We start from the raw sequence: 21,834 nt of genomic DNA on the forward strand, positions 1-21,834 counted from the left end.
CCCGTGTTCCGGCGCACGGGACAGCACTTCCGTCGCGTCGGGGCCTGTTCCCTTTCCAATGGAAACCCTTATGATAGCGGTAACAGCCGCAGGTGCCGCATGACTCAAGCCCCCATTCTTACCCTCACTCTCAATCCCGCCCTCGACATGGCAACCGAGGTGCATGAGATGATTCCCGGCCACAAGCTGCGCTGCACCGAACCCCATCTCGACCCCGGGGGCGGTGGCCTGAACGTCAGCCGCGCCATCAAGGCGCTTGGGGGCGACAGCCTTGCGCTTGTCGCCATCGGCGGGCTGACCGGCGACCGGCTCGCCGGCCTGATCCGCGCCGAAGGCGTCACCTTCCTGTCGATCCTCGGCCCCGGCGAGACCCGGCAATCCCTGACCGTGAACGAGGCCACCTCCGGCAAACAGTTCCGCTTCATGCTTCCCGGCCCGGTCTGGGGCGAGGCGGAACGTGCCCGCGTCTTTACGCTCCTGCGCGCCACCGCCCGGCCTGGCGGCATCTCTGTCATCTCGGGCAGCCAGCCCCCCGGCGTGCCGGTCGATTTCCCGGCCCAGCTTGCCGCCTCGATGCCGGAAAGCCGCGTGGTGCTTGATACCTCCGGCGCAACCCTGTCCGAGGCTGTGCGTCACCCCATCCCGGGGCTGGAGGTCCTGCGGATGGATGGGCCAGAGGGCGAAGAGCTCGCCGGCCATCCCCTGCCGCAGCTTGCCGACACGGCCGAATTCGCGCAGTCGCTGGTCCGGAAGGGTGTTGCCAAGACCGTCATCGTCGCACGGGGAGCGGAAGGCAACGTTCTGGCCGACAAGGATCAGAAGCTCTTCGCCCGTGCCGCCAAGGTCCGGGTCAAGTCCACCGTCGGCGCGGGGGACAGCTTTGTCGCCGCCTTCGTCCTTGCCCTCTCGCGCGGCCAGTCCAACGCCGAGGCGCTGGCCCTCGGCTCGGCTGCGGCCTCTGCTGCGGTCACGACTGACGCCACCCAGCTCTGCCGGCCCGAAGATGTCATGCGCCTTCTGCCCGAATGCGCGGTGGTCGCCGTCTGACGTGAGACCCCGTTAGAACTCGATCTCGGCCCCCACCGCCCGGTGATCCGACGGCCATGGCATGACCATGATGTCGCTTCGCGGCCCGTCCTCGCCGACGATCGCCGCGTCTGTCACCCGCAGGCCCTCGCCCCTGACCATGACAAAGTCGATCCGGTCGGGCTCGTCATCCGTCGCCGCCTCGTCATAGCGCGGCGTCCAGGTGTAGGCCGGCTTCGCCACAGGGTCGGGATGGATGGCACGATAGGCATCGACAACCCCGTCCGCCACCAACCGCCCCATCGTGGGCCATTCCACCGCCACCGGCCGCTGCCGCCCCGGTTGCCGCGGCCATGCCAGCCTAGAGGAGATGACAATCGTACTGCCCAAGCATTCCGATCTAGTCGCGCAGGAACCCCGCGCGGGGCTCGCCCATCATCCGCACCCGGTCCACGAGGCCCATCTGCGTGATCCAAGCCGCCATCGCCGCAGTGACCTGCCCGAACAGCATCACCTCGACCAGCTCGCCCGCCGCGCGGAGCGCCGCCATCTCCGGCCAGCCCATGATCAGGTCGTGATGCGCGACCCAGGCCTCCGGACTGGCATAGGTGACCACGGCCCGCCCCTCGGCCACGGTTGGTCTGTAGAATCGATAGCCCCGCACACCAGGGTGCCCCTCTTCCCTGACCCGGGCGACCAGCGCTGCGACTGCGCGGTCAAACGCGCCGGCATCGCGCAAGTCATAGCGGTTAACCGCTATGACCTCAGCCATCGTCCCGCCACCTGTTCACGATCGGATAGCGCCGGTCCAGCCAGAAGGCCTTCTGCGTCAGCCGCACCCCCGGTGCCGCCTGGAACCGCTTGTATTCGGCGAGGTAGAGGAGGTGTTCCACCTTCTTCACTACCGCCCGGTCAAACCCCAGCGCCACGATGTCGGCAACCGCCATCTCCTTCTCCACCAGGCACTCCAGGATCGCGTCCAGCACCTCGTAGGGCGGCAGGCTGTCGTCATCCCGCTGGTTCGCCCTGAGCTCCGCGCTTGGTGGCCGCGCGATGATCCGCTCCGGGATCACCTCCCCCGCCGGACCCTTCATCCAGGCCCGATGGTTCTCGTTCCGCCACCTTGCGGTCAGGAACATGCGGGTCTTGTACATGTCCTTCACCGGGTTGTAGCCGCCGTTCATGTCGCCGTAGATCGTGCAGTACCCCACCGCCATCTCGGACTTGTTGCCCGTCGTCAGCAGCATCTCGCCGAACTTGTTCGACAGCGCCATCAGCAAGAGGCCGCGCAACCGGCTCTGGATGTTCTCCTCGGTGATCCCCGCCTCGGTCCCGGCGAAAAGCGGAGCCAGCGCCTCCCCCACCGCCGCCTGGGCCCCCGTGATCGGCACGGTGTCATAGCGGCAGCCCAGCGCCTTCGCCGCCGCCGTCGCCAGGTCCAGCGACTCCTGGCTCGTGAACTCGCTGGGAAGCATCACGCAGCGCACGTTCTCTGGCCCCAGCGCATCCACCGCCATCGCCGCGACGATGGCGCTGTCGATCCCGCCCGAGAGGCCAAGGAGCGCCTTCCTGAACCCGGTCTTCCGCATGTAGTCGCCCAGCGCCATGACGCAGGCCCGGTAATCCGCCTCGCCGATCGGCGGGATCTCGGCGATTTCCCCCTGATCGGCAAGCCACCCCTCCGCCCCACGCCGGAAGGTCACCATCACCAGTGCCTCGTCAAACTGCGGCAGCTGCGCCATAAGCCGCCCCCCGGGGTTCAGCACCATCGAGGACCCATCGAACACCTGGTCATCCTGCCCGCCGACCATGTTCAGGTAAACCAGCGGCAGCCCTGTCTCCACAACCCGGGACACCATTAGGTTCAGCCGCAAATTCGGCTTCCCGCGGTGATACGGAGACCCATTGGGGATGAGGAGGATCTCCGCCCCCGTCTCGGCCAGCGTCTCGGCCACGTCTGGGTGCCAGGCATCCTCGCAGATCGGCGTCCCGATCCGGACACCCTTCACCACATAGGGCCCATGCACATCGGCCGAGGCGAAAACCCGCTTCTCGTCGAAGACCGCATCGTTCGGCAGGTGGTGCTTCAGGATGCGCGCATGCACCTTGCCGCCTTCAAGGACGTAGTAGCCGTTGTAAAGCTTGCCCTCCAGCCGCACCGGCCCGCCGATCCCCAGCGCAGGCCCGGCCGCACAATCCACCGCCAGCGCTTCCACCGCCGCCACCGCCGCCGCGACGAAGGCCGGCTTCAGGATCAGGTCCTGGGTCTGGTAGCCCGTCACGAACATCTCGGTCAGGGCAACCATGTCCGCCCCCGCGTCGCGGCCTGCCTCCCAGGCCGACCGGGCCTTGGCGATGTTGCCGGCGATGTCGCCGACCACCGGGTTCAACTGCGCCAGCATCAGGCGGAAGATGTCGCTCATCAGGGCTCCCCTTCGATCACTTCTCTTCTACCAGACTGCCGGCCAAGGGAAAGCCGCACGACCTTTGCTTGTCACGGCGGCCCGCTTCCCCTTACCTTGGCCCCGGTCTGCCCCCGGTCCGCCCACGAGAGTCGCCCATGCGCCGCCTTGCCTCTATGACCTGCCTTGCGCTCTGCCTTGCCACGCTTCCGGCCCTGGCCCAGGACGGCGAGGTCATCACCAAGCAGTATGACGACGGCTCGGTCTACGAAGGCACCTTCCTCAACGGCCGCCAACATGGAACCGGCACCTACCGCCTGCCCTCCGGCTTCGAGTACACGGGTGAGTGGGTCGAGGGCGAGATTACCGGTCAGGGCACGGCACGCTATGCCAACGGCTCGATCTACGAAGGCGCCTTCGTGAAGGGCCAGCCCGAGGGGAAGGGCAAGATCACCGCCCCCGATGGCCGCGTCTACGAAGGTGACTGGGTGCAAGGGCAGATGACCGGTCAAGGCGTCGCCCGCTATGCCAATGGCTCGGTCTACGAAGGCGCCTTCACCCGCGGCCAGCACAACGGCAAGGGCAAGCTGACGAACGCCTCGGGCTATACCTACGAAGGCGACTGGGTGCTGGGCGTCAAGGAAGGCACGGGCAAGATCACCTACCCTGACGGTGCCACCTACGAAGGCACGCTGGTCAAGGGCCTGCGCTCGGGCCGGGGCAAGCTGACCATGCCCGACGGGCTGGTCTATCAGGGTGAATGGGCAGACGGGCAGATCAACGGCAATGGCATCCTGAGCCAACCGAACGGCGATGTGTATGAGGGCAGCTTCGTCAACGGCCAGCGCGAAGGCGAAGGCAAGCTCACGCATGAAAACGGCGACATCTACTTTGGCGCATGGGTGAAGGACCGTCGCCACGGCAAGGGCGTCTTCACCGCCGCCGACGGTTTCCGCTATGACGGCACCTGGGTCGAGGGCCGGATGGAAGGCACCGGCTCGATCACTTATCCCGACGGCTCGGTCTATGTCGGCGCCATGAAAGCCGACCAGCCGCATGGTCAGGGGGCGATCACCTACCCTGACGGCTCGACCTACCAGGGTGACTGGAAAGAGGGACTGATCACCGGCCAGGGCCGAGCGACCTATGCGGATGGCCGGGTCTACGAAGGTGCCTTCGTCAATGCACGTCCCCAGGGCAAGGGGGTGATGACCCTCCCCGACGGTTATCGCTATGAGGGCGACTTCGCCGACGGCCAGCGCGAAGGCGTTGGGGCCGCTGTCTATCCCGACGGCAGCCTCTACAAGGGCGACTTCAAGGCCGGGCTCCGCCATGGGCAGGGCGAGTTCACCACGACCGACGGCTTCCGCTATGTCGGCAACTGGGTCGCCGGGCAGATCGAAGGGCAAGGTGTCGCCACCTATCCGGGCGGCGATGTCTACACCGGCCTCTTCAAGGCCGGGCTCCGCGAAGGTCAGGGCACCCTGACCTATGCCAGCGGCGAAGAGGCGACCGGAATCTGGCTGCGCGGCGTGCTGACGGCGCCACCCGAGCCCGCGCCAGAAACCGCACCCGGTGCCACCTCGACCGAGCCCGCTGCGGCAGACACCACGACCGAACCCGCAGCCACCGAACCCGCTGCGCCCGAATCCGCGCCCGCCGAACCCGCGCCCACGCCGGACGCCCCGGCCGAGGAACCTGCGACCAGCCCCTGAAACGTCCTTCCGGGTGCACTGGGACGTGATCGCCGGGACAAACCCCCGGCCACCGGATCAGACGCAACCCTGCCCACCTGACACCTCCCCTCCCCACAGTGGGGAGGGGATGGGGGTGGGGGCCTCTCTGTCTCAGCAGGGAACGGCCGCGACCCGCTTCCTCCCCGTTGTGGGAAGGCACCTCCCCCAAACGACCGGTTACACCAAAGACGATCCCGTTGTAGCCTACCTGCAGGAGGAGGGACCGATGCAGAACGAACTGCTGATCCGGCTTGCGGTCTTCCTGGGGGTCTTTGCGGCCCTCGCCGTCCTTGAACGCGCCTATCCGCGCCGCCGCCCGCTTCAGCCCAAGGCGCGGCGCTGGGCGGCGAATCTCGCGCTGGTGCTGATCGACACGGTGGCGCTGCGCGCGCTGGCCTTTGCCCTGCCGATCCTTGCGGTGATTGCCGCCGCCGATGCCCAGACCCTCGGCCTTGGTCTATTCAACCAGCTGGACTGGCCCTTCTGGCTTGAGTTCATCCTGGCCGTCCTCGCGCTCGACTTCGCGATCTGGGCCCAGCACCTCGTCACCCACAAGGTGCCGCTCTTCTGGCGCTTTCACCGCGTCCACCATGCCGACCGTGATTTCGACGTGACCACCGCACTGCGCTTTCACCCGGTCGAAATCATTGCATCGGCAGGATTGAAGGTGGGGCTTGTCTATCTCCTTGGCCCCTCCGCCCTCGCCGTGCTGGCCTTCGAGATCCTTTTGAACGCGACCGCCATGTTCAACCACGCCAACCTCGCCCTGCCCCGGTGGCTCGACCGGATTGTCCGCCTCGTGCTCGTCACGCCGGACATGCACCGCGTCCACCATTCCGTTCACCGGGACGAGCATGACAGCAACTACGGCTTCGCCCTGTCGATCTGGGACCGTCTGTTCCGGACCTACCGCCCGCAGCCGATGGCAGATCACCCGACCATGCCGATCGGCCTCGACTGGCAGGACGACCGGACGATGCGGCTGGGCTGGATGCTCACCCTCCCCTTCCGCCGGTAGGTGCCCCTTGCCGGTCGCTTCCGGTCTTGCCTTGGCCGCGCGTTGGGCCATCCTTGCAGTATGGAGGACTCCACCGACCAGACCCATCCCGGCACCGGCCAATCCCTTCCCGGGATCGCGGCCCTCCTTGACCGCCACCGGCTGGAAGTCCTGGGCGGGTTCCACCCCCGGCCCGACGAGGAAGGCCTGCCCAAGGGGACCCGCACGATCCTCCTCATCGGACCTGCCGAACCGGGATTCTGGGCACACCTTCAAGGCCAACCGGAATGGGACGGCCAGCCCGACCCGATCGACCGCTGGTCGCGCCGGGTGATCGGCCGGCTGGCCTGCGACCTCGGGGCCAAGGCCCTCTTTCCCTTCGGCGGGCCGCCTTACCACCCCTTCTATCGCTGGGCGCTCCGGACCGGGCAGGTCTGGGACAGCCCGGTCCGGCTTCTGGTCCATGCCCGGCAAGGTCTGATGGTCAGCTTTCGCGGGGGCCTTGCCCTGAAGGAGGAGGTCGCCCTCCCGCCCCCCTCCCCCCGCCCCTGCGACGGCTGCCCCGCCCCCTGCCTGACAGCCTGCCCGCCCTCAGCCCTGACCGGGGCAGGCTATGTCGTCCCCGCCTGCCACGCCTTCCTCGACCGACCTGAAGGCGGGGCCTGCATGACCGGCGGCTGCCTTGTGCGCCGCGCTTGCCCGGTGTCGCAGACCTATGCAAGACTGCCGGAACAGTCGGCCTATCACATGGGGCAGTTTCACAGATGAAGCGGTTGATCCTGACGCGGCACGCGAAATCCTCGTGGGACGATCCTCTCACCCCCGACCACGACCGCCCCTTGAACGACCGCGGCAAGGCGGCGGCGGCGGACCTGGGGCAGTGGCTCGCCAGCCGCGACTATGTCCCGCAGGAGGTGCTCTGCTCCGACTCGCTACGCACCCGCAAGACCTTCTCTGGCATCGCCCCCGCGCTGCCCGGTGCCCCGGTCCTTGAACTGAAACCGGCCCTCTACCATGCCGGGCCGGATGTCATGATGGCGGTCCTCCGGCATGCGAAGGCCGAGACGGTGATGATGATCGGCCACAACCCCGGCATCGCAGAATTCGCCGCCCGCCTCGTCGCCCATCCGCCCCATTCCCCCGACTTCGCCCGCTACCCGACCGGGGCTACTCTGGTGGTGGATTTCGACGTAAAGGACTGGGCCGATGTCACCTTCGGGAGCGGGGTAACGGTCGATTTCATCGTCCCGCGCGAGATCGCGGCCTGAGCTGACCACAGTGGTCAGATTCGGATTTCCTTTTGTTTCAGGAAGGTTGCGCGTGGACGGTAACCATTTGGAAAGGTTTGCCCACGGGGGGTCAGGGAGGGAGTTGGGCTGAAGTCCGACCTACGGGTCGGGAAGCGTTGGAACGGAGGGCGGCCTGCTATGGCGGCGGCATCCAGTTCCGCTTCAGGTAGTCCTCGAACATCGGGACGGTGAAGGCGATGTCGCCGTGGGCGGGGCTGTAGATCATTCCCTTCTCGATGATCTTGGCGCGAAGGGGGCCAAGGCTGGTGACCTTGGTGCCAAGCTTCTCGGCGACGTCAGAGGACCGGAAGGGACCGACGCCAAGACTGGCCATGGCGATCACGTAGTCGCGTTCCTTGGGGGTCAGCCGGTCGAAGCGGACCTTGAAGAAGCCTTCGTCCAGGCGGCGCAGGGCCTGCACGGTGGCCTGTAACACGTCAGCCTCGTCGATGGGTGACTGATCGGCGATGTTCCAGGCATGGAAGCCCCATTCCTGCAGGTAATAGGGATAGCGGCCCGTCGCCGCACTGATCGCCGTCAGCGCAGCATCGGAAATGGATTCGCCTTCCGCTTCGACCGGTCGCCGGATCGCGGCCCGCGCCGAGGCGTCATCAAGGGGGCCGATGTTCGGGTAATTGAAAAGCCGTTCGGCATAGGATTTGGCCTCGCCCGACAGCGCGGCGACCTGCGGCAGTCCGGCCCCGAAGAAAAGGACGGGCAGGGCCCGCTGGTTGCATTTGTGCAGGGCCACGATCAGAGCGGCGAGTTCCGTCTGGTCAAGGTACTGAACCTCGTCAATCAGGAGCGTCCACCCCTTGCCGGCGGCCTTGGCCGTCTCTCCGACCCGGAGGAAGAGATCGGTAAGGTCGTATTCGAGGTTGCCGCTGTCAGCGACACCGGGTTCGGGGTCAAGCTCGATACCGTAATCGCCGTACCTGACCTTGAAGGCACCCGCGAAGGAGCGGAGCGCGCGCAGGGCGGTGTAGGCCGATGCCTTTGCCTTCTCGATCCGCGACAGGCTTTGCAGGGCATGCTGGAGCCGGGGATAGAGCAGGTCGGCAAGCTTGCGGTCCTCGGGCGCCTCGATGAAGGACGTGACATGGCCGGCAGCCTCGGCCTCCTGTTCGATCTTGTTCAGAAGGACGGTCTTGCCGACGCCGCGCAGGCCCAGAAGGATCTGCGACCGGCTTGACCGTCCGGCGATGGCCCGCTGAACGGCAATCCGCGCGTCCTCGATGATCTGATCGCGCCCCGCAAGCTGGGGTGGTTGCGTGCCTGCACCAGGTGCGAAGGGGTTACGGATCGGGTCCATGCGGGAACTCTACCGGATTTATCCATTTATAGCTTGTATAGACTATAATGCTGTCACAGTCGATACAAACCTAAGCCTGTGACATCAGGAGCAACCCCACACCGGCCACGATCACCGCCATCCCGGCCTTCTGCCGCGCGCTCACCGGCTGGCGGAAGACGAAGGCCGAGACGGCGAGGGCCATAAGCACCTCAACCAGCGCAAGGGTGCGGACGTTGGCGGCACTCGTCAGCGAAAAGCCGATGAACCAGAACTGCGACGCGAAGGCGCCAAGGAAGCCAGCGAGGAGCGAGACCCGCCAGACGGTGAATGAGGCGGTCAGGGCCGTCCGGTCGAAGAGCGCGAGCCAGAGGAGGAGCACGGCGCTTTGGATCACGAGGCTGAGGACGAGGATCGTGGAGGCGCGGATCAGGAAGCTGCCCTCGGGAAGGTTGATGATCCCGCCGCGAAAGCCGATGGCGGCGACGCCGAAAAGAAGGCCGGCGAGGAGGCCGGTCGCGGCGGGCGTCCAGTCCGTCAGCATGCCCTTCGCGGTTTCAGGCTTCGTGGAAAGGATGACCACTCCGGCAGTCGCCACCACGATCGCAACCAGCTTCGGCCAGGTCAGCGGGTCGCCGATCAGGAACACGGCAAGGAGGGCGACGAGGACCGGCTCGGTCTTGATCCAGGCGGTGGTGACGGCGAAGGAGCGGCGTTTCATCGTGAGCAGCATCAGCGCCGTCGCGCCGATCTGCGCCAGCGCGCCGAGCGTGGTGTAGGCGAACGCCGTGCTGGTCAGCGCGGGCGGGCCTTCGCCGGTGCCGAGGCTGGCGAGCCAGAGGAACAGGGCCGCAAAGGGCAGGCCGTAAAGAAAGCGGACCTGTGTGGCGCCCAGCGTGCCGATCTTCGCGGTCAGCCCCGCCTGCGCGGTGTTCCGGGCGGTCTGGGCGGCGGCGGCGACAAGCGTTGCCAGGACCCAGAGGCTGCTCAGCATCGCACCGAACCGAGATTGACCATCAGCGCGGCCCTTTCCTGCCGGGCGCGCGGAGTTTTCGAAAACTCCGCACCGATTTCTTCGAAGAAATCGGCCCGGACAACAGGGTCAGCCGGCATCTGTCTCTAGCCGCCCCGGACCGTGTCGATCATCAGCTGCACATTGTCGGGATGGGCGTCGGGGGTGATGCCGTGGCCGAGGTTGAAGATATGCGGACCCTTGGAAAAGGCCTGCACGACATGGCGGGTCGCCGCGACCAGAGCCTGCCCGCCGGTCACCATATGCTCGGGCGCGAGGTTGCCCTGCACGCAGCCGTCGATCTGGACGTTGGCCGCTGCCCATTCCGGGCTGACGGAGTTGTCGAGCGCCACGCAATCGGCCCCGGTGCGGTGGGCAAAGCCGATGTAGCCCTGCCCTGCCTCACGCGGGAAGGCGATGACGGGAATGCCGGGGTGGCGGGCTTTGAGGGCGGCAATGATCCGGGCGGCGGGGGCCTCGGCGAAGTCCTTGAAGTCCTGGCCCTTGAGCGACCCGGCCCAGCTGTCGAAGAGTTTCACCACCTCGGCGCCCGCGTCGATCTGGGCCGAGAGGTATTCGACCGTCGCCTCGGTGATCCGGTCGATCAGGGCCTGGAAGGTCGCGCGGTCCTGGTCCTTGAGCCGATGGGCGGCGGCCTGGTCCTTCGAGCCCTTCCCCGCGATCATGTAGGTGGCAACCGTCCAGGGCGCGCCAGCAAAGCCGATCAGCGTGGTCTTCTTCGGCAGTTCCTGCGCGAGGATGCGGACGGTTTCATAGACCGGGGCCAGGGTTTCGTGGATCGCCTCGGTGGGTTTCAGGTTCGCGACCTGCGCCGGCGTGGTGATCGTTTCCATCCGCGGGCCTTCGCCGGTTTCGAACCAGAGCTTCGGGCCGAGCGCCTGCGGGAGAAGGAGGATGTCGGCGAAGAGGATCGCGGCGTCAAAGCCGTAGCGGCGGATCGGCTGCAGCGTCACCTCCGCTGCAAGGACGGGGTTGTAGCAGAGCGACAGGAAATCGCCCGCCTGTGCGCGCGTCTCGCGGTATTCGGGCAGGTAGCGGCCGGCCTGGCGCATCATCCAGATCGGGGGGGTGGGCAGCACCTCGCCCTTGAGCGCGCGCAGGATCGTCTTCGACATCGTGGGTCCTTTCCGTGACGGTCCATGCGTCCGACGGCAGGCGAGGGTTGTCAAGAGTTGTCAGGCTTGATTGACAGCGTTATGGCTTGGGGCATGAGCGATACCCTGCCCTCCCCCGCCCAGCCCTTGAAGATCGGAACCCGTGGTTCGCCGCTTGCCCTTTGGCAGGCGCATGAGGTGCGGCGGCTCTTGGGTGAGGCGTTTGCACTTCCCGAGGCGGCCTTCGAGATCGTGGTGATCAAGGTCACCGGCGACCAGATCCAGGACAAGGCGCTGCGCGAGATCGGGGGGAAGGGTCTTTTCACCCGCGAGATCGAAGAGGCGCTGCTGGACGGCGGGATCGACATCGCGGTCCATTCGATGAAGGACATGCCGACGGTGCAGCCCGAGGGGCTGGTGCTGGACTGCTATCTGGAGCGGGCGGATGTGCGCGATGCGTTCGTCTCGCCCGGCTTTGCGGGCATTTCGGCGCTGCCCGAGGGGGCGGTGGTGGGGTCATCCAGCCTGCGGCGGCGGGCGCAGCTTGCCTTGCGGCGGCCGGACCTGAAGCTGGTCGAGTTCCGGGGGAACGTGCAGACGCGGATGCGGAAGCTGGAGGAAGGGGTGGCGCATGCGACCTTCCTGGCGATGGCGGGGCTGACGCGGCTGGGGATGACCGAAGTGGTGCGGTCGGCGATCGAGCCGGAAGAGATGCTGCCGGCCGTGGCGCAGGGGGCGATCGGGGTGGAGCGGCGGGTGGCGGATGCGCGGGTGGCGGGGATGCTGGCAGCCATTCACCACCATGAGACCGGCCTCAGGCTGGCGGCGGAACGCGGGTTCCTCGCGCGGCTGGACGGGTCCTGCGAGACGCCGATCGCGGGTCTGGCGGTGGTGACGGGCGGGGAGCTGTGGCTGCGGGGCGAGATTCTGCGGCCCGACGGATCAGCCTCGGTCGCCGGAGAGCTGCGCGGGCAGGTGGCGGATGGGGCGGCGCTTGGCAAGGCTCTCGCCGATGAGTTGCTTGGCCGGGCGGGACCGGGGTTCTTCGGCTAGAGCCGCTCATCCGGTCCTGGCGGACCGTCTTCGCCGAACGGGTCCCCCTTACAAAATCGTTGCATAAGCGTTACAGAAGGGCCTGAAAGGGGACCCTGCTGGTGACTGTGCCCGATCTTGATCTCACGATTCAGTCAGCGCTGGACGAGCCGTTCCAACGGGTGCAGCGGCTGGACCTGCCGGACGGACGGCGGTTCTGGCTGAAGCGGGTCGAGCGACTGACCGGCGTCATGCGGGCGCAAAAGGGTGACCCGGCGAAAGCCTTCGAAGCCGAGCGCATGGGGCTTCATGCGCTGGCCGATGCGGGGCTGCCGGTGGCAGAATTGGCCGCCGAGGGGCCGGACTGGATGCTGATGCCCGATGCAGGGCCGGTCCTGACCGATGTCGTGGCCGATCCCTCAAGGGACGAGGCCGCAAAGCGCGCGGCCTTTGAAGCGGCTGGGCGGTCACTGGGCCGCCTGCACTGGGCGGGGCTGGTGCATGGCCGACCGGCGGTGCGCGACATCTGCTGGGACGGCACCGAGGCGCGGTTCATCGACCTTGAGCGGTTCCGGCCGGGCGCGCGGGGCGGGGTGCGGCAGGCCGCGGATATCGTGATGTTCGCGCAGACGGCGTTTACCCAATGGCCCGAGGACCCGCGCTGGCTGGAGGCGGCGCTTGCGGCCTATGCCGTCAGCGCCCCCGAAGGCGCGATGGACCGGGTGCGGCGGCTGGCGATCGGGCTTCTTCCCCTGGGCTGGATTGCCGCGGGGGCAGCACGACTGAAGCCCGAGAGCCGGGAGCTCAGGGCGGTCGGACTGACCCTCAGGCGGCTCCGCCGGTAGCAGCCGATTTCTTCGAAGAAATCGTGCCGGAGCCTTTGAAGGCTCCGTTGCGGAGTTTTCGAAAACTCTGCTTGCCCTAGCGTCAGTCCTGCGCGCGGAGCGTCTGGGCCGGGCGGGCCGCCAGCGGGCGGAGCGCGAAGGCGAGGCCCGCAAGAAGCGTGGCGATCACCCCGCCCGCGACGATGCCGATGGCCGAGACGGGCTCGAACCGGTAGGTGCCGTCCATCACGAAGGTCATCACCGCCCAGCCGGCGATGCCGCCCGCGATGACGGCGACCACCCCGGCCGCCGCCCCCATGAGGCCCGAGCGCAGTGCGAAGCTGCCAAGGATGCGGCCGCGCGTGGCGCCGATGGTCTTCAGGATCGCGGATTCGTAGATCCGCGCGCGTTCCCCTGCCGCGGCTGCCCCGATCAGCACCATGAAGCCGGTCAGAAGCGTGCCGCCTGCGGCCCAGGCAGTGGCCGTGGCGATGGCGGAAAGCGCCTCGGCCACGCGGTCCACGGCCTCACGGATCCGGATGGCGGTGATGTTGGGCCAGGTCTTGGTCACGTCGCGCAGGATCTGCGCCTCGGCCTCGGGCGGGGCATAGACGGTGGCGATATGGGTATGGGGTGCCCCCGCGAGCGCCGAGGGATTGAGCGTCATCACGAAGCCCATCCCGGCGTTGGAGAAGTCAACCTCGCGGAACGAGGTGATCGTGCCGGTGATGTCACGGCCAAGGATGTTGACGGTCAGGGTATCGCCAAGCTTGAGCCCCATCTCCTCGGCCTCTTCGGCAGCAAAGCTGATCTGGGGGTCGCCCGTGTAATCCTCGGGCCAGAAGGTGCCAGCGGTGATGCGGGTCTTTTCGCCCGGCGTGGCGGCATAGGTGATGCCCCGGTCGCCGCGGACGACCCAGTGATCCACCACCTCGCGCGCGGGGCGGCCGTTGATCTGGTTCACCACACCGCGCAGCATCGGGGCGGTTTCCACCTCGGTCACCGCGGGGTCATTGGTCACGCGGTCGAGGAAGCCTTCCAGCTGGTCGGGCTGGATGTCGACGAAGAAGAAGGCCGGCGCGCGGGTGGGAAGGTCAGTCGCGATGGCCGAGCGGAGGTTCCAGTCGATCTGGCCGACGGCGGCGAGGACGGAGAGGCCAAGGCCAAGCGACAGGATCACCGGCGTCGCGTCCGACCGTGGCGCACCGATGGCAGCAAGGGCGGCCCGGGCGCCGGGCCGGCCATGGACGGCACGGCTGCGGGCAAGGCGGCGTGCGACGAGGCGCAGCGCGAGTGCTGCGAGCGCCAGCACGAGGAGCGAGCCGACGATCCCACCCGCCGCCCCGAGCGCTAGTTCAGGGATGCCGGACAGCCAGGTCGCGCTGCCGATCAGCAGCAGGGCCGCGGCCACCAGCGCGGCAAGGTAGCGCCGGCGCGGCCAGGCGCGGGTGCCCTCGCCGCCGCGATAAAGCGCGGCCGGGCGGATGCGTTCGGTCCGCGCGAGGGGCAGAAGCGTGAAGATCAGCGCCGACAGCGCGCCGTAGAAGGCGGCCTCGACCAGCGCCATCGGGGCCAGCCGGATCTCTGCCGGGAAGGGGAGAGACGCCTCGATCAGAGGCGCTGCGAGCAGCGGCACCACAGCCCCGAGCGCGACGCCGATCAGGATGCCGAGGGCCGACAGAAGCGCCGTCTGCCAGAGGTAGGTCCGGAAGATCAGCCCGCCGGTCGCGCCGAGCGTCTTCAGCGTGGCGATGGTTTCCACCTTGCCGTCAAGGTAGCTGCGGATCGCCGACGAGATCCCGACACCCCCCACCGCCAGCCCCGCGAGGCCGACGAGGACGAGGAAGCTGCCGATGCGGTCCACGAAACTGTCGATCCCCGGCGCGGCACGGCGGCTGTCGGTCCAGCGCATGCCCTTGTCGCGAAAGGCGGCCTCTGACTGATCCTCAAGCGCCTGAAGGTCGGTGCCGGGGGGCAGGGTCAGGCGATACCGCGTCTCGTAGAGGGATCCGGCGGTGAGGAGGCCGGAATTTGCCAGCGCGTCGGTCCGCACCACGCTGCGGGGCCCCAGGGCAAAGCCGGTGGAGGCAGAGTCCGGCTCACGCACCAGGGCGGCGGAGAGGCGGAACCCCTGCGTGCCCAGACGGAAGGTGTCGCCGATGGCAAGGCCGAGGCGTTCGATGAGCACGGGGTCGAGGATCGCGCCGGGAAGGCCGTCCTGGTCACCCAGCGCCTCGGCCACCGGAATCGCGGGGTCGAGCGTGGCGGCCCCGGTCAGAGGCCAGCCGTCATCGACCGCTTTTACCTGCGTCAGGGCCTGGTCGCCCTCGATCAGCGCCATGGAGCGGAAGTCGTAGACCTCGGACACGCGGGTGGCGATCCGGTCCATGAAGGCGCGTTCGTCGGCGTCGGCGGCGCGGTAGGTAAAGCGCATCTCGGCATCGCCGCCCAGGATCACGGCGCCCTGGTCAGTCAGACCCTGCTGGATGCCGGTCCGCAGCGTGCCGACGGCGGCGATGGCCGCGACGCCCAGCGCGAGGCAGGCGAGAAAGACGCGGAAACCGCGAAGGCCGCCGCGTAACTCACGCCGGGCGATGGTGAGGGCGAGGCTCATTCTGCGGCCTTGGCGAGGGCTTCGGGCGCAAGAAGGCCATCGGCAAGGCGGATCACCCGGTCGCAGCGCGCGGCAAGTTCGGGCGCGTGGGTGACAAGGACGAGGGTCGCCCCGTGGCGGTCGCGGAGGCCGAAGAGGAGGTCCATGATCGCCTGGCCATTCACCCCGTCAAGGTTGCCCGTCGGCTCATCCGCCAGAAGGATCGCCGGGCGGGGTGCCGCGGCGCGGGCCAGGGCCACCCGCTGCTGTTCGCCGCCCGACATCTGGCTGGGATAGTGGTGCATCCGGGAACCAAGGCCCACGGCCGTCAGTTCCGCCTCGGCCCGCTGGAACGCATCTGCTGCACCGGCCAGTTCCATTGGCAGGGCGACGTTCTCGAGCGCGGTCATCGTCGGAATGAGGTGGAAGGATTGGAACACAACCCCCATATTCCCCCGACGGAAGCGGGCGAGCGCGTCTTCGTCCATCGCGGTCAGGTCCTGGCCCAAGGCCAGCACCTTGCCGCCGGTGGCACGCTCCAACCCGCCCATGAGCATGAGGAGTGACGACTTGCCCGACCCCGATGGCCCGATCAGCCCGACCGTTTCGCCTCTGCCGACCGTCAGCGAGATGCCTTTCAGGATCTCGACCGGCCCCGCATTGCCGGCAAGGGTCAGCCGCGCATCGGTCAGTGACAGGACGGGATCGGTCATTCTTTCGGCCCTTCGGGTGATTGCTACGGCTGGATATGGCGCGGTTCGGAAAGTCCGCAATGCTGCGTTTGCAATATTTGCACTGTCAAGTTCAGTCATGGCGGAACCGGTCACGATCGTGGCACTGGGCGACAGCCTGACGGCGGGTTATGGGCTGGCCGATCCCGGCACAGGACTCGTGCCGCAGCTTGAAGGCTGGCTGAAGGCGCGCGGGGCCGATGTGGTGATCGAGAACGCGGGCGTCTCGGGCGATACGACGGCGGGGGGCCTTGCGCGGGTCGGCTGGGCGCTGGGGCCCGAAGCGGATGCGATGATCGTGACGCTGGGGGGCAACGACATGCTGCGGGGGCTTGACCCCGCCGCCAGCAAGGAGAGCCTTGACGGCATCCTGAAAGAGGCATCGGCGCGGGGGCTGCCGGTGCTGCTGGTCGCCATGAAGGCGCCGGGGAATTTCGGGCCCGAATACAAGGCGGCCTTCGACGGGATGTATGCCGAGCTTGCGGCCCAGTATGGCGCGGTGCTGGCGGAGGACTTCTTCGCCGGCCTTCGCGCGGCGGGCGCGGACCCGTCCGATCCCGCCTCGCTCACCGCCTACATGCAGCCGGACGGCATCCATCCGAACCCCGAGGGGGTGAAGCTGATCGTCGAGGGGCTTGGGCCGAAGGTGCTGGAGCTGCTGGGGCGCGTCGGGAGGTGACGGCGTGACCGCAGGCGTCAGCGACCCCGCAGGAAGGCAGCGACGATCGGCCAGCCGAAGAGCGCGGCCGAGATCGCGGCGCTGAGGATGATCTGACCCGCCTCCGGCCGTGGCGGGTCGGCGAGAAGCAGGGGCAGCAGTCCCATGACGCAAACGGCCAGTGAAAGGGCAAGGAGCGCGGCCATGATCCCCCGGAAGGCCAGCGACCGCCGGGGACCGGACGCCGCGAGGTGCAGGCCGCAGAGCGCGATGGGCGCATAGATGCCTTGCATGCCGTAGATGGCGAAGGCCTGGAAAAGCTCGGGGTCAGAGCGATCCCCGAACACGAACATGGCGCCGATCGCGTAGAACGGAATGGCGAACAAGATCATGGCCAGACCGGCCAGGACCTTGATCACCGCCACGCTCAGTGCCCGAGGATCTGGCTGAGGAACAGCTTCGTCCGGTCGGATTTCGGGTTCGAAAAGAACTCTTTCGGTTCGTTCTGCTCGACGATCTGGCCCTGGTCCATGAAGATCACGCGGTTCGCCACGGCCTGGGCAAAGCCCATCTCGTGCGTGACGCAAAGCATGGTCATCCCCTCCTCGGCCAGCTGGATCATGGTGTCCAGCACCTCCTTGATCATCTCGGGGTCAAGGGCCGAGGTCGGCTCGTCGAAGAGCATGATGCGGGGCTTCATGCACAGGGACCGCGCGATGGCGACCCGCTGCTGCTGGCCGCCGGAGAGCTGGCCGGGGTACTTGTGCGCCTGTTCCGGGATCTTGACCTTCGACAGGAAGTACATCGCCGTTTCCTCGGCCTCTTTCTTCGGGACCTTGCGGACCCAGATCGGGGCGAGGGTGAGGTTTTCCAGGATCGTTAGGTGCGGGAAGAGGTTGAAGTGCTGGAACACCATCCCGACCTCGGACCGGACCTTGTCGATGTTCTTCAGGTCGTTCGTCAGTTCGGTCCCGTCGACGATGATCTGGCCCTGCTGGTGTTCCTCCAGCCGGTTGATGCAGCGGATGAGGGTGGACTTGCCCGAGCCCGACGGCCCGCAGATGACGATCCTTTCGCCGCGCTGCACCGTCATGTTGATGTCGCGGAGGACGTGGAACGTGCCGTACCACTTGTTCATGCCGGTGATCTGGATCGCGACTTCGTCCGAGATCTGCATCTTTGCTGCGTCTGCCATGATGTGTCCTTACCGGTGGTCGGTCTTGAGCTTCCGTTCCAAGTACATCGAGTACCGGGACATCCCGAAGCAGATGAGGAAGAAGATCGCGCCGACGAAGATGTAGGGCTCCCAGTAGATGCCCTTCCAGTTGATGTCGGCGCGCAGGATCTGGGTCACACCGCGCAGGGGGTCCATGAGGCCCACGAAGCTGACCAGCGTGGTGTCCTTGAAGAGGCCGATGAAGGTCGAGACGATCGCCGGGATCGACACCTTCAGCGCCTGCGGCAGAATGATCAGCCGCTGCGCGCGCCAGTAGTCGAGGCCAAGGGCATCCGCCGCCTCGTACTGCCCGCGCGGCAGGGCGGCGAGGCCGCCCCGGATCACCTCGGCCAGGTAGGCGGCGGCGAAGAAGGTCACAAGGATGATCACGCGCAGGATGATGTCGAAGTTCGTCCCCGGCGGCAGGAAGTACTGCAGGAGGAGCGAGGCGGTGAAGAGAAGCGTGATCAGCGGCACGCCGCGCACGAATTCGATGAAGCCGACCGAGAGCGTCTTGACGATCAGCATGTCGGACTGGCGGCCAAGCGCCAGGAGGATGCCGATGGGAAGGGAGAACGAGATCCCGGTCACCCCGATCACGGTGGCAAGGAGGAAGCCGCCGAACTGGTCGGAATTGACGGCGGTGATCGCCAGGGGCAGGACCGATTGCAGGGCCTCGACCAGCGGTCTGTCAAGGTAAAGCCACCACAGAACAGCCGCGACGACCCCTGCGCCGGCGGCCGGTGAAAGACCGATCAGCGGCGACAACAGGCGGAAGACGGCATAAAGGACGGCAAAGCCCGCCATTGCGACGATGGGCGACCAGAGCGACCCGCCCCACAGGAGCCAGAAGCACAGAGCCGGATAGATCAGGGTGAACCACAGAAGCTTGCCCGGCATGACCTGCGCCAGGCCGATCAGCCCGGCGACCAGCAGGATGGCAAGAATGAACGCCAGCAACGGGGCTGCGGACAGCCACAGTGCGACCAGAAGAAACAGCGCGACCACGCCGAGAAGCACGGTCAGGTTGCGCTTCTGCCCGGCATAGAGGACAGGTGCCAGTGCGGCGAAGAGAAGGCCGAAGGCAAGGACCGGGCGCCACCATTCCGCCGGCGGGTAGAAGCCGAAGATGAAGGCCCCCCACCAGACCCGGATCGAGGCCCAGCAGGCGCCGGTCGCGCCTTCGCCCGCCGTGGCCGCCACGATGTCGCGGCATTCGCCAAGGCTTCCGGCGTTCCAGACCGAGTTCAGCCACCAGGGGAGCGAGCTTGACAGCAGCCACCAGATCGCAAGCAGGGCCAGTACGGTCAGGGCGACGTTTAGCGGCGTCGAGAACAGGTTGTCGCGCAGCCACTTGACCGCGCCGCGCTCGGTGATCGGCGGCGGCATGGGGGGCAGCATCTCGGTACGGGCAAAGTGCTTGTCCATCTTAGCGCGCCTTCAGCTGGACGGATTTGTTGTAGATGTTCATCACGCTGGAGATGATCAGGCTGATCGTGAGGTAGATCAGCATCATCAAAAGCATGCATTCCAGCTCTCTCCCCGTCTGGTTCAGGGTGATCCCGCCCAGGGTGCCGCGCAGGTCGAGGTAGCTGACGGCGATGCCAAGCGAGGTGTTCTTGGTCAGGTTCAGGTATTGGCTGATCAGTGGCGGGATGATGACCCGCAGTGCCTGGGGCAGGATGATCAGGCTCATCGTCCGGTTGGGGCGCAGACCCAGCGCAAAGGCGGCCTCGGACTGGCCGCGGCTGATCGCCATGATCCCGGCGCGCACGATCTCGGCGATGAAGGCGGCGGTGTAAAGCGTCAGCGCGATCAGAAGCGCGGTGAAGCTGTGCGCGACAAGGATCCCGCCCTGGAAGTTGAAGCCCTGGAGCGAGGGTATCTCGAGGTGCAGGCCAAGGATGAACTTCAGCGCGACAACCGGCCCGAAGAGGATCAGGAGCGACTTCCACCAGGTCACCGGCCGGTTGCCGGTTGCCTCCTGCTCGGCCCGCGCGCTGGCCAGAATGCGCCGGTTAAGCCAGACCGATCCGGCAATTGCCAGGATGAAGGCCAGAAGGTTCAGGTTCAGGGACAGGAACCCCAGGTCAAGCGACCCGAGGCTGCGGTCGAAAAGCGGGGCGGGAATGTTGGTGCCGCGGTTCGTCACGGCAACCGTGTCGAAGAGCATCATCGAGGCGGCCGGTGCCTCGCCAGCCGCGGCCATTTCGTCAGTGATGCGGAAATCGCGGGGCTGGGGCGTCGTTTCGGACAGGATCACGTAAGAAAGCAGGATCCAGAGCAGAAGCGGCACGTTGCGGAACACCTCGACATAGACGGTCATCAGCCGGGACACGAGCCAGTTCCGGGAAAGCCGGAGGACGCCGATGATCACGCCAAGGATGGTCGCGAAGATGCAGCCGAAGATGGCCACGACCAGCGTGTTCAGAAGGCCGACCAGAAGCGCCCGGAAATGCGTGTCGTCGTTGGTGTAGGGGATCAGCTGCTGGCCGATGTCATAGCCCGCGCGCTGCCAGAGAAAGCCGAAGTTGAACTCTTTCCCGCGCGCTTCCAGGTTCTGGACGGTGTTGTTCAGAAGCCAGGCCACCGCCATCGCGAAGAGCACCAGCACCACGATCTGGATCGTGTAGGACCGGTAGCGCGTATCGTAGACCAGCATCGAAAGCCGAAAGCCGTCTTTCGGCGCATCCGTTGCCATTGCCATGGCTTCCCCCTGTATCCCTTGGCCGGCACGCGCGCCCCGGGTTTTCCCGGTGACGCTCCGGGGACTTGCCCCTGACGGTCAGGTTGTCATTGAAACGAAGAGGGGGGCGCCTTGACGGCGCCCCCGGGTCCTTCCGATCAACGGAAGGGCGGTGCGTACTGCAGGCCGCCCTGGGTCCACAGCGCGTTCAGCCCGCGCGCGAGGTTGATCGAGGTGCCTTCGCCGATGTTGCGGGCGAAAATCTCGCCGTAGTTGCCGACGGCAAGGATCGCGTTCTTGAAGGCGGCGTTGTCGAGGCCGAACTTTGTGCCGAAGTCGCCCGAGGCACCGAGGAGGCGCTTGACTTCCTCGTCAGCGGTCGAGGCGAGCACCTCTTCCACGTTGGCCTGGGTGATGCCCTTCTCTTCGGCGATCAGGAGCGCGTAGTAGGTCCAGCGGACGACGTCGCCCCAGTTGTTGTCGCCGTGACGGACGACCGGGCCGAGGGGTTCCTTCGAGATGATCTCGGGAAGGATGATGTGGTTTTCGGCATCCGGCATGGTCGCGCGGCTGGCGGCCAGGCCCGAAGCGTCGGTGGTGTAGGCGTCGCAGGCGCCGGCCAGGTACTGGCGCTGCGCTTCCGAGTCGTCGGCCACGGTGACCGGCTGGTAGCTGATGTTGTTCTGCTTGAAGAAGTCAGCCAGGTTCAGCTCGGTGGTGGTGCCGGTCTGGATGCAGACGGTGGCGCCGTCGAGTTCCTTGGCCGAGGAGACGCCGAGGTCCTTCTTCACCATGAAGCCCTGGCCGTCGTAGTAGTTCACGGCCACGAAATCGAGCGCCAGTTCGCTGTCGCGCGAAGCGGTCCAGGTCGAGTTGCGGACCAGAAGGTCGACTTCGCCCGACTGGAGCGCGGTAAAGCGGGTCTCGCCGGTGGTCGGAACGAACTTCACCTTGGTTGCGTCACCGAAGACCGCTGCGGCGATCGCCTTGCACAGGTCGACGTCAAAGCCCGACCAGTTGCCGCTGGCATCCGGGGCGCCGAAACCGGTCAGTCCGGTGTTCGACCCACAGATCAGCTCTCCCCGCGCCTTGATGTCGTCAAGCGTGCCGGCCATGCCCATGCCCGCAACGAGCGTGGTGGCAGCCAGCGCGCCGAAGAATACGGATCTTTTCATTCTTACCTCTTCCTGAGTGGGCGACCCTTCAAAGGGCCGCGTTTTTGGTGC

At 66.9% G+C, this 21,834-nt stretch carries 21 protein-coding genes; 8 read left to right on the top strand and 13 right to left on the bottom strand.

The features are described from left to right. Window positions 1-99 precede the first annotated feature (99 nt). Window positions 100-1,047, top strand: a complete 948-nt coding sequence (locus tag AC2D9V_RS02135; protein ID WP_484712385.1) for a 1-phosphofructokinase family hexose kinase — start codon at window positions 100-102, stop codon at window positions 1,045-1,047. Window positions 1,048-1,059: 12 nt separating this feature from the next. On the opposite strand, the gene AC2D9V_RS02140 is transcribed toward AC2D9V_RS02135, so the two are convergent. The 3 genes from AC2D9V_RS02140 to AC2D9V_RS02150 form a co-directional block, all read right to left on the bottom strand. Next, complete coding sequence (locus AC2D9V_RS02140; protein WP_484712386.1) at window positions 1,060-1,350, bottom strand: hypothetical protein; 291 nt, start codon at window positions 1,348-1,350, stop codon at window positions 1,060-1,062. Between the two features lie 76 nt (window positions 1,351-1,426). After that, complete coding sequence (locus tag AC2D9V_RS02145; protein ID WP_484712387.1) at window positions 1,427-1,798, bottom strand: hypothetical protein; 372 nt, start codon at window positions 1,796-1,798, stop codon at window positions 1,427-1,429. Then, window positions 1,791-3,449, bottom strand: coding sequence for an NAD+ synthase (locus AC2D9V_RS02150; protein WP_484712388.1), 1,659 nt, complete (start codon window positions 3,447-3,449; stop codon window positions 1,791-1,793). The genes AC2D9V_RS02145 and AC2D9V_RS02150 overlap by 8 nt, the downstream gene beginning before the upstream one ends. A 137-nt stretch (window positions 3,450-3,586) precedes the next feature. Here AC2D9V_RS02150 and AC2D9V_RS02155 point away from each other — a divergent pair, with 137 nt between their 5' ends. The 4 genes from AC2D9V_RS02155 (at window position 3,587) to AC2D9V_RS02170 (ending at window position 7,429) form a co-directional block, all read left to right on the top strand. Continuing rightward, entirely contained in the window at window positions 3,587-5,143 is a 1,557-nt protein-coding gene (locus tag AC2D9V_RS02155) for a 2-isopropylmalate synthase (protein WP_484712389.1), read from the top strand. Window positions 5,144-5,390: 247 nt separating this feature from the next. Continuing rightward, window positions 5,391-6,182, top strand: a complete 792-nt coding sequence (locus AC2D9V_RS02160; protein ID WP_484712390.1) for a sterol desaturase family protein — start codon at window positions 5,391-5,393, stop codon at window positions 6,180-6,182. A 60-nt stretch (window positions 6,183-6,242) separates the two neighbouring features. Further along, window positions 6,243-6,929 (top strand): ferredoxin, encoded by a 687-nt coding sequence (locus AC2D9V_RS02165; protein WP_484712391.1) that lies wholly within the window; start codon window positions 6,243-6,245, stop codon window positions 6,927-6,929. Further along, window positions 6,926-7,429: a SixA phosphatase family protein gene (locus AC2D9V_RS02170; RefSeq protein WP_484712392.1), complete on the top strand. Its 504-nt coding sequence runs from the start codon at window positions 6,926-6,928 to the stop codon at window positions 7,427-7,429. The genes AC2D9V_RS02165 and AC2D9V_RS02170 overlap by 4 nt, the downstream gene beginning before the upstream one ends. Before the next feature lie 157 nt (window positions 7,430-7,586). Here AC2D9V_RS02170 and AC2D9V_RS02175 read toward each other — a convergent pair whose 3' ends face one another. The 3 genes from AC2D9V_RS02175 to hemE all read right to left on the bottom strand — a co-directional run bounded on the left by AC2D9V_RS02175 (window position 7,587) and on the right by hemE (window position 10,889). Continuing rightward, on the bottom strand, window positions 7,587-8,762 hold the full coding sequence (locus AC2D9V_RS02175) for an ATP-binding protein (protein WP_484712393.1): 1,176 nt from the start codon (window positions 8,760-8,762) through the stop codon (window positions 7,587-7,589). Window positions 8,763-8,832: 70 nt separating this feature from the next. Next, window positions 8,833-9,735 (bottom strand): DMT family transporter, encoded by a 903-nt coding sequence (locus tag AC2D9V_RS02180; protein WP_484712394.1) that lies wholly within the window; start codon window positions 9,733-9,735, stop codon window positions 8,833-8,835. 125 nt (window positions 9,736-9,860) lie between these two features. Continuing rightward, complete coding sequence (hemE, locus tag AC2D9V_RS02185; protein ID WP_484712395.1) at window positions 9,861-10,889, bottom strand: uroporphyrinogen decarboxylase; 1,029 nt, start codon at window positions 10,887-10,889, stop codon at window positions 9,861-9,863. A gap of 93 nt (window positions 10,890-10,982) precedes the next feature. On the opposite strand from hemE, the gene hemC reads away from it, so the two are divergent. Both hemC and AC2D9V_RS02195 read left to right on the top strand, forming a co-directional pair. Next, complete coding sequence (hemC, locus tag AC2D9V_RS02190) at window positions 10,983-11,921, top strand: hydroxymethylbilane synthase (RefSeq protein WP_484712396.1); 939 nt, start codon at window positions 10,983-10,985, stop codon at window positions 11,919-11,921. Window positions 11,922-12,022: 101 nt separating this feature from the next. Then, window positions 12,023-12,745 (top strand): BUD32 family EKC/KEOPS complex subunit, encoded by a 723-nt coding sequence (locus AC2D9V_RS02195; protein ID WP_484712397.1) that lies wholly within the window; start codon window positions 12,023-12,025, stop codon window positions 12,743-12,745. 82 nt (window positions 12,746-12,827) lie between these two features. Here AC2D9V_RS02195 and AC2D9V_RS02200 read toward each other — a convergent pair whose 3' ends face one another. Beyond that, on the bottom strand, window positions 12,828-15,338 hold the full coding sequence (locus tag AC2D9V_RS02200; RefSeq protein WP_484712398.1) for an ABC transporter permease: 2,511 nt from the start codon (window positions 15,336-15,338) through the stop codon (window positions 12,828-12,830). Continuing rightward, window positions 15,335-16,030 (bottom strand): ABC transporter ATP-binding protein, encoded by a 696-nt coding sequence (locus tag AC2D9V_RS02205; RefSeq protein WP_484712399.1) that lies wholly within the window; start codon window positions 16,028-16,030, stop codon window positions 15,335-15,337. Before AC2D9V_RS02205 ends, AC2D9V_RS02200 begins: the two co-directional genes overlap by 4 nt. A 97-nt stretch (window positions 16,031-16,127) precedes the next feature. On the opposite strand from AC2D9V_RS02205, the gene AC2D9V_RS02210 reads away from it, so the two are divergent. Beyond that, a complete protein-coding gene (locus AC2D9V_RS02210; protein ID WP_484712400.1) occupies window positions 16,128-16,727 on the top strand; it encodes an arylesterase in 600 nt (199 codons plus the stop codon). 17 nt (window positions 16,728-16,744) lie between these two features. Here the strand turns inward: AC2D9V_RS02210 and AC2D9V_RS02215 are convergent, their stop codons facing one another. The 5 genes from AC2D9V_RS02215 to AC2D9V_RS02235 form a co-directional block, all read right to left on the bottom strand. After that, window positions 16,745-17,125 (bottom strand): hypothetical protein, encoded by a 381-nt coding sequence (locus tag AC2D9V_RS02215; RefSeq protein WP_484712401.1) that lies wholly within the window; start codon window positions 17,123-17,125, stop codon window positions 16,745-16,747. Window positions 17,126-17,133: 8 nt separating this feature from the next. Further along, entirely contained in the window at window positions 17,134-17,901 is a 768-nt protein-coding gene (locus AC2D9V_RS02220) for an amino acid ABC transporter ATP-binding protein (protein WP_484712402.1), read from the bottom strand. A gap of 9 nt (window positions 17,902-17,910) precedes the next feature. After that, window positions 17,911-19,350, bottom strand: coding sequence for an amino acid ABC transporter permease (locus tag AC2D9V_RS02225; protein ID WP_484712403.1), 1,440 nt, complete (start codon window positions 19,348-19,350; stop codon window positions 17,911-17,913). Window position 19,351: 1 nt separating this feature from the next. Then, window positions 19,352-20,629 carry an amino acid ABC transporter permease gene (locus AC2D9V_RS02230; RefSeq protein ID WP_484712404.1) on the bottom strand — a complete coding sequence of 426 codons (1,278 nt, stop codon included), beginning with the start codon at window positions 20,627-20,629 and terminating at the stop codon, window positions 19,352-19,354. A gap of 137 nt (window positions 20,630-20,766) precedes the next feature. Beyond that, window positions 20,767-21,783, bottom strand: coding sequence for an amino acid ABC transporter substrate-binding protein (locus AC2D9V_RS02235; protein WP_484712405.1), 1,017 nt, complete (start codon window positions 21,781-21,783; stop codon window positions 20,767-20,769). Between the last annotated feature and the right edge of the window lie 51 nt (window positions 21,784-21,834).

The organism is Tabrizicola sp. T46 (assembly GCF_057219895.1).

Excerpts from the sequence above, each read along its gene's own strand:
- AC2D9V_RS02135 (WP_484712385.1), top strand. The coding sequence starts at position 100 with ATGACTCAAGCCCCCATTCTTACCCTCACTCTCAATCCCGCCCTCGAC.
- AC2D9V_RS02145 (WP_484712387.1), bottom strand. The coding sequence starts at position 1,798 with ATGGCTGAGGTCATAGCGGTTAACCGCTATGACTTGCGCGATGCCGGC.
- AC2D9V_RS02150 (WP_484712388.1), bottom strand. The coding sequence starts at position 3,449 with ATGAGCGACATCTTCCGCCTGATGCTGGCGCAGTTGAACCCGGTGGTC.
- AC2D9V_RS02155 (WP_484712389.1), top strand. The coding sequence starts at position 3,587 with ATGCGCCGCCTTGCCTCTATGACCTGCCTTGCGCTCTGCCTTGCCACG.
- AC2D9V_RS02160 (WP_484712390.1), top strand. The coding sequence starts at position 5,391 with ATGCAGAACGAACTGCTGATCCGGCTTGCGGTCTTCCTGGGGGTCTTT.
- AC2D9V_RS02165 (WP_484712391.1), top strand. The coding sequence starts at position 6,243 with ATGGAGGACTCCACCGACCAGACCCATCCCGGCACCGGCCAATCCCTT.
- AC2D9V_RS02170 (WP_484712392.1), top strand. The coding sequence starts at position 6,926 with ATGAAGCGGTTGATCCTGACGCGGCACGCGAAATCCTCGTGGGACGAT.
- AC2D9V_RS02175 (WP_484712393.1), bottom strand. The coding sequence starts at position 8,762 with ATGGACCCGATCCGTAACCCCTTCGCACCTGGTGCAGGCACGCAACCA.
- AC2D9V_RS02180 (WP_484712394.1), bottom strand. The coding sequence starts at position 9,735 with ATGCTGAGCAGCCTCTGGGTCCTGGCAACGCTTGTCGCCGCCGCCGCC.
- hemE (WP_484712395.1), bottom strand. The coding sequence starts at position 10,889 with ATGTCGAAGACGATCCTGCGCGCGCTCAAGGGCGAGGTGCTGCCCACC.
- hemC (WP_484712396.1), top strand. The coding sequence starts at position 10,983 with ATGAGCGATACCCTGCCCTCCCCCGCCCAGCCCTTGAAGATCGGAACC.
- AC2D9V_RS02200 (WP_484712398.1), bottom strand. The coding sequence starts at position 15,338 with ATGAGCCTCGCCCTCACCATCGCCCGGCGTGAGTTACGCGGCGGCCTT.
- AC2D9V_RS02205 (WP_484712399.1), bottom strand. The coding sequence starts at position 16,030 with ATGACCGATCCCGTCCTGTCACTGACCGATGCGCGGCTGACCCTTGCC.
- AC2D9V_RS02210 (WP_484712400.1), top strand. The coding sequence starts at position 16,128 with ATGGCGGAACCGGTCACGATCGTGGCACTGGGCGACAGCCTGACGGCG.
- AC2D9V_RS02220 (WP_484712402.1), bottom strand. The coding sequence starts at position 17,901 with ATGGCAGACGCAGCAAAGATGCAGATCTCGGACGAAGTCGCGATCCAG.
- AC2D9V_RS02225 (WP_484712403.1), bottom strand. The coding sequence starts at position 19,350 with ATGGACAAGCACTTTGCCCGTACCGAGATGCTGCCCCCCATGCCGCCG.
- AC2D9V_RS02230 (WP_484712404.1), bottom strand. The coding sequence starts at position 20,629 with ATGGCAATGGCAACGGATGCGCCGAAAGACGGCTTTCGGCTTTCGATG.
- AC2D9V_RS02235 (WP_484712405.1), bottom strand. The coding sequence starts at position 21,783 with ATGAAAAGATCCGTATTCTTCGGCGCGCTGGCTGCCACCACGCTCGTT.